9 protein-coding genes are annotated in these 14,153 nt (G+C 65.4%); 7 read left to right on the top strand and 2 right to left on the bottom strand.

From position 1 onward, the window contains the following. Nucleotides 1-366: 366 nt before the first annotated feature. Nucleotides 367-2,361: a methyl-accepting chemotaxis protein gene (locus tag NAV27_RS11510; RefSeq protein ID WP_102828308.1), complete on the top strand. Its 1,995-nt coding sequence runs from the start codon at nucleotides 367-369 to the stop codon at nucleotides 2,359-2,361. A gap of 114 nt (nucleotides 2,362-2,475) precedes the next feature. Here NAV27_RS11510 and NAV27_RS11515 read toward each other — a convergent pair whose 3' ends face one another. Beyond that, nucleotides 2,476-3,030, bottom strand: coding sequence for a TetR/AcrR family transcriptional regulator (locus NAV27_RS11515; protein WP_102828307.1), 555 nt, complete (start codon nucleotides 3,028-3,030; stop codon nucleotides 2,476-2,478). Between the two features lie 172 nt (nucleotides 3,031-3,202). Between NAV27_RS11515 and NAV27_RS11520 the strand changes: the two genes are divergently transcribed. The 6 genes from NAV27_RS11520 to NAV27_RS11545 all read left to right on the top strand — a co-directional run bounded on the left by NAV27_RS11520 (nucleotide 3,203) and on the right by NAV27_RS11545 (nucleotide 12,927). Further along, nucleotides 3,203-4,348, top strand: coding sequence for a MexC family multidrug efflux RND transporter periplasmic adaptor subunit (locus NAV27_RS11520; RefSeq protein ID WP_102828306.1), 1,146 nt, complete (start codon nucleotides 3,203-3,205; stop codon nucleotides 4,346-4,348). A 111-nt stretch (nucleotides 4,349-4,459) separates the two neighbouring features. Then, nucleotides 4,460-7,591, top strand: coding sequence for a multidrug efflux RND transporter permease subunit (locus NAV27_RS11525; protein WP_102828305.1), 3,132 nt, complete (start codon nucleotides 4,460-4,462; stop codon nucleotides 7,589-7,591). A gap of 5 nt (nucleotides 7,592-7,596) precedes the next feature. Further along, entirely contained in the window at nucleotides 7,597-9,003 is a 1,407-nt protein-coding gene (locus tag NAV27_RS11530) for an efflux transporter outer membrane subunit (protein ID WP_102828658.1), read from the top strand. Nucleotides 9,004-9,167: 164 nt separating this feature from the next. After that, nucleotides 9,168-10,595, top strand: a complete 1,428-nt coding sequence (arcD, locus tag NAV27_RS11535; RefSeq protein ID WP_008567957.1) for an arginine-ornithine antiporter — start codon at nucleotides 9,168-9,170, stop codon at nucleotides 10,593-10,595. A 52-nt stretch (nucleotides 10,596-10,647) separates the two neighbouring features. Further along, nucleotides 10,648-11,904, top strand: a complete 1,257-nt coding sequence (arcA, locus tag NAV27_RS11540; RefSeq protein ID WP_102828304.1) for an arginine deiminase — start codon at nucleotides 10,648-10,650, stop codon at nucleotides 11,902-11,904. Between the two features lie 12 nt (nucleotides 11,905-11,916). After that, nucleotides 11,917-12,927 (top strand): ornithine carbamoyltransferase, encoded by a 1,011-nt coding sequence (locus NAV27_RS11545; protein ID WP_008567959.1) that lies wholly within the window; start codon nucleotides 11,917-11,919, stop codon nucleotides 12,925-12,927. A 63-nt stretch (nucleotides 12,928-12,990) separates the two neighbouring features. Here NAV27_RS11545 and NAV27_RS11550 read toward each other — a convergent pair whose 3' ends face one another. Next, on the bottom strand, nucleotides 12,991-14,037 hold the full coding sequence (locus tag NAV27_RS11550; protein WP_102828303.1) for a threonine aldolase family protein: 1,047 nt from the start codon (nucleotides 14,035-14,037) through the stop codon (nucleotides 12,991-12,993). Nucleotides 14,038-14,153: the final 116 nt, after the last annotated feature.

Genomic DNA, 14,153 nt, shown 5'->3' on the forward strand with positions numbered 1-14,153 from the left:
AGCAGCGCGTCACCGTGCCCGGCAGCCTGTCGCTGACGGCGCATCCCCCTGATTTGAAAGGCATTACCGAACAGAAAACACTCAATTCGCAGCTAGCACCCGGCCAGCAAGGCGCCGCGCGAGTTGTTCTCGAGATATCAACGCCGTTATCCACAGCATCTGTGGATTAATCCCGGTCACCGTTCGGGTCGAATTTCATCAGCTCAATTCAGTCGCACTGTGGCGATAGCCCCACGGCTCGGTTCGGGCAGTTCTCGTGTAAGCGGACCGCCGGTCAGCCGAAGCTCATGCATCGCACCCACGCGCCGATAGAACGCCGTCGCCACGCCCATCTGCCGGGCCGGCTGTCTTAATGCTGAGGATTAGATGTTCGCTTTCAACACGATAAAGGCGCGTTACACCATCACCTTCATCGGCTTCGTGCTGCTTGTCATGCTGCTGACGATGCTTGGCATCCAGCGCTTCGTCGCGCCACAACTCATGGCTGCGGGCGAAACCATCGTGATGTCGCAGGTCACCGAAATCGGTGAGCACATCGCGATGGAGCTGGCGCGCGTCGAAGCCCAGGCACGCAGCATTACCCAGACCGTGCCGATGCTGGAAAGCGATGAGATCGACCGCATCCTGCCTGGCCTGATCGATCAGTACGGTGACGTGAAGGTGTTTGGTGGCGGAATCTGGCCCATGCCGGGTGCGCGAACCGCCGGACAGGATAAACACAGCACCTTCTATCACCGCGATCCGGCGGGAGAACTGATCGTCAACACGCACTGGAATTCGGCCGAATCGCTGAACTACTTCGACCAGCCCTGGCACCGTGGCGGCATGCAGGCTCCGCGCGGGAAATGCGTCTGGGCCGCGGCCTACAAGGACGACGCCAGCGCCGAGCCACGTACCAACTGCGCGATGACCATCTACCAGAACGGCACCGCCTGGGGCGTTTCGACGATCGACCTGACGCTCGGCTTCTTCAATCGACTGGTCGTCGAGAAGCAGGATGAGATCGGCGGCGAGGTGATGGTCGTCGAGGCCGACGGCAAGATCCTCAGCAACCAGCCGCAGCTGCCGGGCGACATGGTGCTGCGCAACGTCGCGGAGCTGGCCGGCCAGTCGCCGTTCATCGCCACCATCCAGCAGGCGCTCGCGGGTCGCTCGCAGCAGGAGCACACGACCTACAGCGCCAAGGACGGTGAAGCATTCAGCTTCTTCCTGACACCGATCGAAGGCACGCCCTGGCTGCTGGCGGCGGCGTTGCCCACCGCGCAGCTCGAAGCGCGCAGCGATGCCATGCTCAAGACGCTCGCATCGCTACAGATTCCCATGGTCGTCGTGCTGCTGGCGCTGATGATCGTCGCCCTCAACCAGCTGATGAAGCGCCTCGGCGTGCTGCGCTCGAACATCGATGCACTGTCGGCGGGCGACGCCGATCTGACCAAGCGAATCGCCATCAAGGGCGATGACGAAGTCGATCAGGTAGGACGTTCGGTCAACGGTTTCATCGGCTATCTGCAGAAGATGATGATCGATGTGAGCGACGCCACCACGCAGATCCACAGCGAGATCGGCCAGCTCAAGCAACTGTCCCGCACAACCAACGAGGCCCTGGCGCGGCATGCGCTGGAAACGGACCAGGCTGTCACCGCCATCAACGAAATGAGTTCGACGGCCGAATCCGTTGCGCAGAGCGCCAGCGATACCGCCACCTTCACCCAGACCGCCAATCACAACGCCCTCTCGTCGAAGCGGGTCGTCGACGATGCCTCCAGCAGCGTTCGGTCGCTGGTCAGCGAAGTTGAAAGCGCGACGGCGAAGGTGCAGGCGATGGAGGCCGACGCCCAGCGCATCAACGACGTGCTGGGCGTCATCGGTGACATCGCCGGACAGACCAACCTGTTGGCACTGAACGCGGCCATCGAAGCCGCACGTGCCGGCGAGCAAGGCCGCGGCTTCGCCGTGGTCGCCGATGAGGTCCGCGCCCTGGCCGCACGTACGCAGCAGAGCACCTCGGAAATCAACGAGACGCTGCAGCGACTGCAGGAGGCAGTCGGTTCCGCCGTGCAGGCCATGGAACAGACCAAGGTCAGCTGCCAGACCACGGCGGACAAGACCGCCCAGGTCACCGTCGGGCTGGACGAGATGGCCGGCTCGGTGGTGCACATCAACGACCTGAGCACGCAGATCGCCACGGCCGCCGAGGAACAAAGCGCGGTGGCCGAGGAGATCAACCGCAACATGGTGGCCGTGCGGCACGTCGTCGATGAGCTGGTGGAAAGTGGCGTGAGCGTCGACCGCAGCGCCGAATCGCTGCTGAACACCAACGGGCGCCTCACGGCTGTCGTCAACCGGTTCAAGGTGCGCTGAGTGCCCTCGGGGCATGGCGCTACCGCCATGCCCAACCTGCCCGACTCCAAGTGGCGCCCGCCGCAAGGGAGGCGAACAGCCGCTTGGCCTCCTGCGCAGGCAGTGCAGATCAGCTCAGCGGGTTATGGCTGCGCCATCGAGGAACATCCCCTCGAGCATGCCCGCGGAACTGGAGCTGGCCGCACGCCCGCGGCGCTCGGCATCGACCATGCCGTAGATCAGTGCGAGAAAGAGTTCGGTGAAGACCGCCGCGGTGATGTCGATACGCAGCACCCCAGCCTGCTGTCCGCGGAGAAAGAAGGCATCCAGCGCATCACTGTAGGGCTGCCAGCGGCCGTCGACAGCCGGGTCGAGGCTGTCCGGGCGGTACTGGAACATCAGGAAGACCAGAATCTCGCGATGCGTCAGGTGCTCGTGGATGAGCCTGCGCAGCGCGATCAGCGGCTCGGTGGTTTGCAGCTCGCAATCGCTGATCACCTGGTTGAGCACGCGCTCGCCGTAGCTCATGAGCATCTCCACCAGATTGTCACGCGTGCCGCAAAAACGATGCAGCGTCGCCTTGCTCACGCCGGCTGCTTCCGCCAGCTCCTTCAGCGTCGCGCGCGGGCGATCGACGATAGCCACGGCCAGCGCTTTGAGGAGTCGTTCATCATGAGCAGATAGCGTCATTCGTGGTCTCAGTCAGGTCGCGGTCACGCCTCATTGTGAAGAAGCGAACGGCGCTTTGTGAAGGACGCGATACGTTTTACACCTAAAATGATTCACTTGAGACTTTATTGACTCAAATAGATCGACCTAGGATCATGCGCGCCTTTTCGATCAAACGGACCCGGGTGAAAACATGGGCAGGTTGCGTGCGTTGGGAATAGCCGGTGCGCTGGTAGCGGTACTGGTGGGCTGCGAACAATCCGAAGCGCCGGAGCCGGCCGCCGAGACGGCCCGTCCGGTGGATGTGGTGACGGTAGCGACCGAGCCGCTCACGCTCACGTCGGAATTGCCGGGACGCATCGAGCCGATGCGCGTCGCCGAGGTGCGCGCGCGGGTGGCCGGCATCGTGGTGCAGAAGCGCTTCGAGGAAGGCGCCGACGTGAAGGCCGGCGACCTGCTCTTCCAGATCGACCCCGCGCCGCTCAAGGCCGCGGTGTCGCGCGCCGAAGGCGAACTGGCGCGCGCGCAGGCGGCGCAGCAGGAGGCCCAGGCACGGGTGAGGCGCTACGAACCGCTGGTAAAGATCGAAGCAGTGAGCCAGCAGGACTTCGATAGCGCCACCGCCGACCTGCGCAGCGCCCAGGCCTCGGTGCGCTCGGCCCAGGCGGACGTGGAAACCGCGCGGCTGAACCTGGGCTATGCCTCGGTCAAGGCGCCGATCTCCGGGCGTATCGGCCGTGCGCTGGTGACCGAGGGCGCGCTGGTCGGCCAGGGCGACGCCACGCTGATGGCGCGCATCCAGCAGCTGGACCCGATCTACGCCGACTTCACCCAGCCGGTGGCAGACGCCCTGCGCCTGCGTGAAGCCCTGCAGAGCGGCAACCTCGCCGCCGGCCAGAGCCAGGTCCTGCGCCTGCGCATCGAAGGCACGCCTTACGAACGCGAGGGCGAGCTGCTGTTCTCCGACATCTCGGTGGACCGCGGCACTGGTCAAGTCTCGCTGCGTGGCAAGTTCGACAATGCCGACGGCTTGCTGCTGCCGGGCATGTACGTGCGCGTTACAGCCCCCCAGGGTACCGACGCCAACGCCATTCTCGTGCCGCAACGCGCGGTGCAGCGCACCACCGATGGCAGTGCCCACGTGCTGGTGATCGGCGCCGACAGCCGCGTCGAGACGCGCCAGGTGCAGACCGGCGCCATGCATGGCTCGCGCTGGCAGATCAGCCAGGGCCTGTCCGGTGGCGAGCAGGTCATCGTCGGTGGCCTCATCGGCCTGCAGCCCGGCGCCAAGGTCGAGCCCCGTACCGCCCAGGAGTCACAGCAGGCATCGCGCCAGTAAGCCCATCGACGATCTTGCGAACCAGACCAAGGCGGATGCAGGTGAGAGAATGCCCCACCGCTCCGCCGCCGCGCCGCAGATCGTAAGCGAAGCCTCCGCGAGGAATTTCACATGTCACTGTTCTTCATCAAGCGTCCCAACTTCGCGTGGGTGGTGGCGCTGTTCATTACCCTGGCCGGTCTGCTGGCGATTCCCCTGCTGCCGGTCTCCCAATACCCCAGCGTGGCGCCGCCGCAGATCACCGTCACCGCCACCTACCCCGGTGCCTCGGCGCAGGTGTTGGTCGATTCGGTCACCAGCGTGATCGAGGAGGAGCTCAACGGCGCCAAGGGCCTGCTCTACTTCGAGTCCACCAGCAACTCCAACGGCATGGCCGAGGTGGTGGTCACCTTCCAGCCCGGCACCAACCCGGAACTGGCCCAGGTCGACGTGCAGAACCGCCTGAAGAAGGCCGAGGCGCGCATGCCGCAGGCCGTGCTCACGCAGGGGCTGGAAGTCGAGCAGACCAGCGCCGGCTTCCTGCTGATCTACGCGCTCAGCTACAAGGAAGGCGCACAGCGCAGCGACACCACCGCCCTGGGTGATTACGCGGCGCGCAACATCAACAACGAGCTGCGCCGCGTGCCCGGCGTCGGCAAGCTGCAGTTCTTCTCCTCCGAAGCCGCCATGCGCGTGTGGATCGATCCGCAGAAGCTGGTCGGCTACGGCCTGTCCATCGATGACGTGAGCAACGCCATCCGCGGGCAGAACGTGCAGGTGCCGGCCGGTAGCTTCGGCGCCTCTCCCGGCAGCAGCGAGCAGGAACTGACCGCCACCCTCGCCGTGAAAGGCACCCTGGATGACCCGGACGAGTTCGGCCGCATCGTCCTGCGCGCCAATCCGGACGGTTCTGCCGTGAAGCTGGCCGACGTCGCGCGTCTGGAGGTGGGCAGCGAAAGCTACAACTTCACCGCGCGTCTGGACGGCAAGCCCACCGTGGCCGGCGCCATCCAGCTCTCGCCCGGCGCCAACGCGCTGCAGACCGCCGCGCTGGTGAAGCAGCGGCTGGACGAGCTGTCAGCCAACTTCCCCGACGACGTCGAGTACTCGGTGCCCTACGACACTTCGCGCTTCGTCGGCGTGGCCATCGAGAAGGTCATCCACACCCTGATCGAAGCCATGGTGCTGGTGTTCCTGGTGATGTTCCTGTTCCTGCAGAACGTGCGCTACACGCTGATCCCGGCGATCGTGGTGCCGGTGTGCCTGCTGGGCACGCTGACGATGATGTACCTGCTGGGCTTCTCGGTGAACATGATGACCATGTTCGGCATGGTGCTGGCCATCGGCATCCTGGTGGACGACGCCATCGTGGTGGTGGAGAACGTCGAGCGGATCATGGCCGAGGAAGGCCTCTCCCCGCCCGCCGCCACGGTCAAGGCGATGGGCCAGGTATCCGGCGCGATCATCGGTATCACCCTGGTGCTCTCGGCGGTGTTCCTGCCGCTGGCATTCATGGCCGGCTCCGTCGGGGTGATCTACCAGCAGTTCTCGCTGTCGCTGGCGGTGTCGATCCTGTTCTCGGGCTTTCTCGCCCTGACCTTCACCCCGGCACTGTGTGCCACGCTGCTCAAGCCGATTCCCGAGGGCCACCACGAAAAACGCGGTTTCTTCGGCGCCTTCAACCGGGGCTTCGCTCGCCTGACCGAGCGCTATACCCGGCTGAATGGTGCGCTGGCGCGGCGCGCCGGACGCTACATGCTGATCTATGCCGGCATCGTCGCGCTGCTCGGCTACAGCTACCTGCGCCTGCCGGAATCCTTCGTGCCGGTGGAGGACCAGGGCTACATGATCGTCGACATCCAGCTGCCGCCGGGCGCCACCCGCGCGCGCACCGATGTCACCGGCCAGCAGCTGGAGCAGTTCCTGCAATCGCGCGAGGCGGTGGCGTCGTCCTTCCTGGTGATGGGCTTCAGTTTTTCCGGCATGGGCGAGAACGCCGCGCTGGCCTTTCCGACCTTGAAAGACTGGTCGGTGCGCGACCAATCGCAATCCGCCGAAGCGGAAACCGCCGCAGTGAATGAGCGCTTCGCCGGCATCAGCGACGGCGCGATCATGGCCGTGACGCCGCCACCGATCGACGGCCTGGGCAACTCTGGCGGCTTCTCGCTGCGTCTGCAGGACCGCGCCGGCCTCGGCCGCGAGGCTTTGCTGGCGGCCCGCGACCAGCTGCTCGGCCAGGCCAACGGCAATCCGAAGATTCTCTACGCCATGATGGAAGGCCTCGCCGAGGCGCCGCAGCTGCGCCTCAAGATCGACCGGGAAAAGGCGCGCACGCTGGGTGTCAGCTTCGAGTCCATCAGCAGCGCGCTGTCCACCGCGTTCGGTTCCTCGGTGATCAACGACTTCGCCAACGCCGGCCGCCAGCAACGCGTGGTGGTGCAGGCCGAACAGGGCGACCGGATGACGCCGGAAGCCGTGCTCAAGCTCTACGTACCCAACAGTTCCGGCGAGCTGGTGCCGCTGTCCGCCTTCGTCAGTACCGGCTGGGAAGAAGGCCCGGTGCAGCTGGCGCGCTACAACGGCTACCCGTCGATCCGCATTTCCGGCGACGCCGCGCCCGGCGTCAGTACCGGCGAAGCGATGGCCGAGATGCAGCGCCTGGCCGCCGAGCTGCCAACCGGCATCGGCTACGAATGGACCGGCCTCTCCTACCAGGAGAAGGTCGCCAGCGGCCAGGCCAGCCAACTGTTCGCGCTGGCGATCCTGGTGGTGTTTCTGCTGCTGGTAGCGCTTTACGAGAGCTGGGCGATTCCGCTGGCAGTGATGCTCATCGTGCCGATCGGCGCCCTCGGCGCGGTGCTCGCGGTGACAGCCACCGGGCTGCCCAACGACGTGTACTTCAAGGTCGGCCTGATCACCATCATCGGCCTGGCAGCGAAGAATGCGATCCTCATCGTCGAGTTCGCCAAGGAACTCTGGGAACAGGGCCACAGCTTGCGCGACGCCGCCATCCAGGCGGCACGCCTGCGCTTTCGCCCGATCATCATGACCTCCATGGCGTTCATTCTCGGCGTGGTACCGCTGGTGATCGCCAGCGGCGCCGGCGCGGCCAGCCAGCGCGCCATCGGCACCGGAGTCATCGGCGGCATGCTCAGCGCCACCCTGCTGGGGGTGATCTTCGTGCCCATCTGCTTCGTCTGGCTGCTGTCGCTGCTGCGTCGCCAGCCCAAAACTGCGCATCAACCCTCGGAGACCGCGCAATGACCGCCCTGCGCAAACCTGCCCTCATGCTGCTGGCCCTCACCCTGTCCGGCTGCTCGCTGGCGCCCAGCTACGAACGCCCCCTAGCGCCGGTGGCACAGAGCTGGAGCGCCGCCTCCCAGACGGGTACGGCGGCGGCCAGCCTGGAGTGGCAGCGCTTCATCGTCGACCCTGACTTGCGCCAGCTGGTGAGCATTGCCCTGGACAACAATCGCTCGCTGCGCCAGACCCTGCTGGACATCGAGCAGGCGCGCGCCCAGTACCGCATCCAGCGGGCCGACCGCGTACCCGGCCTGAATGGCTCCGCCAATGGCAATCGCCAGCGGTTGCCGGCGGACCTGTCCAACAGCGGCAGCTCGCGCGTCAGCAGCAGCTATCAGGTCGGCGTGTCGCTGCCCGAGTACGAGCTGGACCTGTTCGGCCGGGTGAAGAACCTGACCGACGCGGCGCTGGAGCAATACCTCTCTACCGAGGAAGCCGGCCGCAGCGCGCGCATCGCGTTGATCGCCGAAGTCAGCCAGGCGTATCTCACCTACGACGGCGCCCAGCGGCGCCTGTTGCTCACCGAGCAGACCCTGGCCAGCCGCGAAAACTCGCTGGGCCTGATCAGCCAGCGGCGCACCGCCGGCGCGGCTACCGCACTGGACTATCAGGAAGCGCTCGGGCTGGTCGAGCAGGCCCGCGCCGAGCTGGAAAGCAACGCACGGCAGAAGCAGCAGGCGCTCAACGCCCTGGTGCTGCTGCTCGGCACCGCGGACGCGGCACAGCACGTCCCGCAGGTGCCGCAGGACAAGCCCATGCTGATTCAGGACATCGCGCCGGGCACCCCGTCCGAACTGATCGAACGCCGCCCGGACATTCTCGCTGCCGAACATCGGCTCAAGGCGCGCAACGCCGACATCGGCGCGGCCCGCGCGGCGTTCTTTCCGCGCATCAGCCTGACCGGCAGCTTCGGCACGGCCAGCGCGGAAATCTCCGGGCTGTTCGATGGCGGTTCGCGTGCCTGGAGCTTCGTGCCGACGCTGTCGCTGCCGATCTTCGATGCCGGGCGCAACAGCGCCAACCTGGACCTGGTCAAGGTACGCAAGGACTCGGCCGTCGCGGCTTACGAAGGCACCATCCAGACCGCCTTCCGCGAAGTGGCCGACGCACTGAGCGCCACCGACACCCTGCGGCGCGAGGAAACCGCACGGCGGAACCTGGCCAACACCAGCAACGCGACGCTAAAGCTCGCCAAGGCGCGCTACGAGGGCGGCGTGGATAGCCACCTGCGCTACCTCGATGCGCAGCGTAGCCACTTCACCAATGAGTCCGACTACATCGAGACCAGCACACGACGACAGATCGCCCTGGTCGACCTGTTCCGCAGCCTGGGCGGCGGCTGGAGCAACGGCACGCCGTTCGCGAATCGGTGAAGGCTGCTTCGCGATGCACATCGCCAGCGCCGATGAGACAAACAGGATGAAACGCACTATGTGGTCAATACTCCGCGAACAGCCGTAACGCTGACTCAGGTCAGTTCTGACGCAGCGATACAAGCGCTTGATAGCTGGGAATCGACGATAGGGAGCGTTTTCGAATGTCTCAATCTGCGCAAAAGCTGCGCCTGAGCGCGCTGGTTGCACTCGTGGTCGGCTCGATGATCGGCGGCGGCATCTTTTCGCTGCCACAGAACATGGCGGCCAGCGCCGGCGCTGGCGCGGTGCTGATCGGCTGGGCAATCACCGGGGTCGGCATGCTAACGCTGGCGCTGGTGTTTCAGACGCTGGCGAACCGTAAACCCGAGCTGGACACCGGCGTCTATGCCTACGCCAAGGCAGGCTTTGGCGACTACATGGGCTTCTCGTCGGCCTGGGGTTACTGGATCAGCGCCTGGATCGGCAACGTGAGCTACATGGTGCTGTTGTTCAGCACCCTCGGACTGTTCTTCCCAGCCTTCGGCGAGGGCAATACCGGGCTGGCGATCGCCTGTGCGTCGGTGTTGCTCTGGGCCATCCACTTCCTGGTGCTGCGCGGCATTCGCGAGGCCGCCTTCCTCAACCTGATCACCACCATCGCCAAGGTCGTCCCGTTGGTGCTGTTCATCGTGCTCGCAGCGCTGGCCTTCAGGTTCGACATTTTCGTCGCCGACTTCTGGGGCAAAGGCAACCTGGAACTGGGCAGCGTCATGAACCAGGTGCGCGGGATGATGCTGGTCACCGTCTGGGTATTCATCGGTATCGAAGGCGCCAACATCTACTCGGCACGGGCGCAGGATCGCCGGGACATCGGCAAGGCGACGGTGATCGGCTTCTATGGCGTGCTGCTTCTGCTGGTGCTGGTGAACGTGCTTTCGATGGGCATCATGAGCCAGCCGGAACTGGCGGCGTTGAAGAACCCGTCGATGGCCGGCGTGCTGGAGCATGTGGTCGGGCGCTGGGGGGCCTTGCTGGTCAGCGTCGGCCTGATCGTCTCGTTGCTCGGCGGCCTGCTGGCCTGGACGCTGCTTTGCGCCGAGATTCTCTTCGCCGGCGCAAGGGATCACACCATGCCGGCGTTCCTGCGCAAGGAGAACGCTCGGCAAGTCCCGAGCAACGCGCTGTGGCTGTCCAACGGGCTGATCCAGCTGATGCTAGTGATCACCCTGTTCAACGACGCCACCTACCTCAAGTTGCTGTACCTGGCGACGTCGATGATCCTGGTGCCCTACTTCTGGTCAGCTGCCTATGCGGTACTGGTGAGCTGGCGCGGAGAAAGCTACGAGAACGAACCGGGCGAGCGCCGCAAGGACCTGCTGATCGCTCTGGTCGCTCTGCTCTATGCCGCGTGGCTGCTGTATGCCGGTGGTGTTCAGTACTTACTGCTGTCGGCCCTGCTCTATGCCCCTGGCGCGTTGCTGTTCGCCAGAGCCAGGCGTGAGTGTGGCCAGCCGGTGTTCACACTGCTGGAAAAGCTGATCTTCGCCGGCGTGCTGATCGGTGCACTGATCGCCGCCTACGGCCTGTATGACGGCTTCCTGACCCTTTGATCGGCCTGGCCTGCCGTCGGGCAAGGCCAGGGGCATGACAGGAGATTTCCTCATGGCTATTCCCACCGCACCCCTGGGCGTGCACTCGGAAGTCGGCAAGCTGCGCCAGGTGCTGGTCTGCTCGCCGGGCCTGGCCCATCAACGTCTCACGCCATCCAACTGCGACGAACTGCTGTTCGACGATGTGCTGTGGGTCAGCCAGGCCAAGCGTGACCATTTCGACTTCGTCACCAAGATGCGCGAGCGCGGCGTCGAGGTGCTGGAAATGCACAACCTGCTCACCGAAACCCTGCACAACGCCGACGCCAAGCGCTGGCTGCTCGACCGCAAGCTGACGCCCAATCTGATCGGCCTCGGCCTGCATCACGGGGTGCGCGCCTGGATGGAAGAACTGGAGCCACGCCGACTGGCCGAATACCTGATCGGCGGCGTCTGCGCCGACGACCTGCGCGGGACGCAGAGCAGCGAGATCGTGCAGATGTTTCGCGACTACCTGGGCCACTCCAGCTTCATCCTGCCGCCTTTGCCGAACACGCTGTTCACCCGCGACACCACGTGCTGGATCTACGGCGGCGTGACGCTGAACCCGATGCACTGGACCGCGCGCCGGCAGGAAACGCTGCTCGCCGCCGCCATCTACCGCTTTCACCCGACCTTCGCCCATGCCGATTTCCAGGTCTGGTACGGCGACCCGGAGCAGGATCACGGCCTCGCCACACTCGAGGGCGGCGACGTGATGCCGCTGGGCAATGGTGTGGTGCTGATCGGCATGGGCGAGCGCTCCTCGCGCCAGGCCATCGGCCAGCTGGCGCAATCGCTGTTCCAGCAGGGCGCCGCCGAGCGGGTGATTGTCGCCGGGCTGCCGGTAAGCCGCGCCGCCATGCACCTGGATACCGTGTTCAGCTTCTGCGATCGCGATCTGGTGACCATCTACCCCGAAGCCGTGCAGGCGATCACCCCCTTCAGCCTGCGCCCGGACGAGAGCAGATCCGGCGGGATCGACGTGCGCCGCGAAGAAAAGAGCTTTCTCGGGGTGGTCGCCGAAGCCCTCGGCATCCAGAAGCTGCGCACCGTGGCAACCGGCGGCGACAGCTACGAAGCCGAGCGCGAGCAGTGGGACGACGGCAACAACGTGGTCGCGCTCGAGCCCGGCGTGGTCATCGGTTACGACCGCAACACCTATACCAACACCCTGCTGCGCAAGGCCGGCGTCGAGGTCATCACCATCGATGCCAGCGAACTGGGCCGCGGCCGTGGCGGCGGCCACTGCATGACCTGCCCGATCATCCGCGATCCGGTCGACTATTGAGGAGGCAACCCGATGGCCTTCAACCTGCACAACCGGCACCTGCTCAGCCTCACCCACCACAGCGAGCGCGAGCTGCGCTACCTGCTCGATCTGGCGCGCGATCTCAAGCACGCCAAGTACAGCGGTACCGAGCACCAGCACCTCAAGGGCAAGAACATCGCGCTGATCTTCGAGAAGACCTCGACCCGCACCCGCTGCGCCTTCGAGGTCGCCGCCTACGACCAGGGCGCCAACGTCACCTACATCGACCCAACGTCTTCGCAGATCGGCCACAAGGAAACCATGAAGGACACCGCCCGCGTGCTCGGGCGCATGTACGACGCCATCGAATACCGTGGTTTCAGCCAGCATGTGGTCGAGGAGCTTGCGCAGTTTTCCGGCGTGCCGGTGTTCAACGGCCTGACCGACGAGTACCACCCCACCCAGATGCTCGCCGACGTGCTGACCATGCGCGAGCACAGCGACCAGCCGCTGCACCAGATCCGCTACGCCTATGTCGGCGATGCGCGCAACAACATGGGCAATTCGCTGCTGCTGGTCGGCGCCAAGCTGGGCATGGACGTGCGCATCGGCGCGCCCAAGGCGCTCTGGCCGCATGAAGAACACCTGGCCGCCTGTCGCACCTTCGCCGCGCAGTCCGGCGCGCAGCTGACACTGACCGAGGACCCGCGCGAAGCGGTCCGCGACGTCGACTTCATCCACACCGATGTCTGGGTGTCGATGGGCGAGCCGGTCGAAGCCTGGGGCGAGCGCATCGCCCTGCTGCTGCCCTATCAGGTCAACGCTGCGCTGATGCAGGCCGCCGGCAATCCGCGGGTGAAGTTCATGCACTGCCTGCCGGCGTTCCACAACGCCGAGACCATGGTCGGCAAGGAGATCGCCGAGCACCATCCCGAGCTGGCCGGCGGGATCGAAGTCACCGACGAGGTGTTCGAGTCGCCAGCGAGCATCGTCTTCGACCAGGCCGAGAACCGCATGCACACCATCAAGGCCGTGCTGGTGGCCACGCTCGGCGGCATCTGAGCATCCTCAGCGCAGCAGGCAGCGCGCCTGCTGGGGATGCCTCCGATGCCTCGGTCGCCGCATCTACAGGGTGCCGGTGACCGCGGCGCGAATGTCATCGGCCAGCTGCCGCACGCGGGCCTCGCTGGTGTCCCAAGAGCACATGAACCGCGCCCCCCCGACCCCGATGAAGGTGTAGAACATCCAGCCGCGACTTCTCAGCGCGTCCAGCGCGGTTGGCGGCAGGCTGACGAAGACGCCGTTGGCCTGCACCGGAAACATCAGCTCGACGCCCGGCAGGTCCTGTATCAGCTCGGCCAGCAGCCGGGCACAGCGGTTGGCGTGTTCGGCGTATTTCAACCAGGCGCCGTTTTCCAACAGGCCAACCCAGGGCGCCGAAAGAAAACGCATCTTGGAGGCGAGCTGACCGGCCTGCTTGCAGCGGTACTCGAAATCGGTCGCCAGTTCGCGATTGAAAAACAGGATGGCGTCGCCTACCGCCATGCCGTTCTTGGTGCCACCGAAGCAGAGCACGTCGACGCCAACTTTCCAGCTGAGCTCCGCCGGCGACAGACCCAGGTGCGCGCAGGCGTTGGCGAAGCGGGCGCCATCCATGTGCAGGTGCAGCCCGAGCTCCCGGCAGGTCGCGCTGATCGCACGCAGCTCGTCGGGCTGGTAGACGGTGCCGACTTCGGTGGCCTGGGTCAGGCTCACCACGCGGGGCTTGGGGTAATGGATGTCCTTGCGCTTGAGCGCGACCTCGCGAATCGCCGCCGGCGTCAGCTTGCCCTGCTCCGTCGGGGCCAGCAGCAGCTTGGAGCCGTTCGAGAAGAACTCCGGGGCACCGCATTCGTCGGTTTCGATATGAGCGATGTCACCGCAGATCACGCTGTGGTAACTCTGGCAAAGCGACGACAACGCCAGGGAATTGGCCGCCGTGCCGTTGAAGGCGAAGAACACCTCGCAGTCGGTTTCGAACAGCTGGCGAAAGTGATCGGCCGCGCGCGTGGTCCACTGGTCGTCGCCATAAGCCCTTTCGTGGCCCTGGTTTGCGCGGGCCATGGCCTCCCAGGCTTCGGGGCAGATGCCGGAATAGTTGTCGCTGGCGAATTGCTGATTGGCGATTGTCATCACATCCTCGTCATATGACGCTGCGGGGCGGTTGAGGCAGTAGGTTCGATTGTAGAACCCCGCGAGCCGACTCTCGCAGTGAAGACTTCGCGGGCAGCGAAAGCGTTCCGGCCAGA

The organism is Stutzerimonas degradans, assembly GCF_024448505.1.
Classification (GTDB): Bacteria; Pseudomonadota; Gammaproteobacteria; order Pseudomonadales; family Pseudomonadaceae; genus Stutzerimonas; species Stutzerimonas degradans.